Source organism: Pseudomonas sp. AC463 (genome assembly GCF_979253585.1).
Genome location: NZ_CEEDDZ010001083.1, coordinates 1 through 241, shown reverse-complemented (window position 1 = coordinate 241; position 241 = coordinate 1). Strand labels below are relative to the sequence as shown.

The following is a 241-nucleotide window of genomic DNA, read 5'->3' as shown; positions in this document are numbered from 1 at the left end:
CACTACAAGCGCGGACTCGTGAAGAATTGGGCGCTGAGCTTCTTCGGGCACGAGGCGCGGCATCATGACACGATCAGCTTCTCGGGCAAGGAAGTGCACATCGACACCGAGCCGCGCCTGCCGATCTCGATCGACGGCGAGGTGCTGGCGAAGACGCCGATCACGGCGCGGATCGCGGCGGGGGTGATCGAGGTGATGGCGCCGCCCGAGGCGTGATCGGCTAGGGCGCCATGTCCTTCAA

General features: G+C 65.6%; 1 protein-coding gene. It reads left to right on the top strand.

The annotated features are described in order from the left end of the window. On the top strand, positions 1–216 hold a 216-nt coding region (locus tag AC0IYH_RS33615; RefSeq protein WP_471838778.1), incomplete at its 5' end, for a hypothetical protein. Positions 217–241 lie beyond the last annotated feature (25 nt).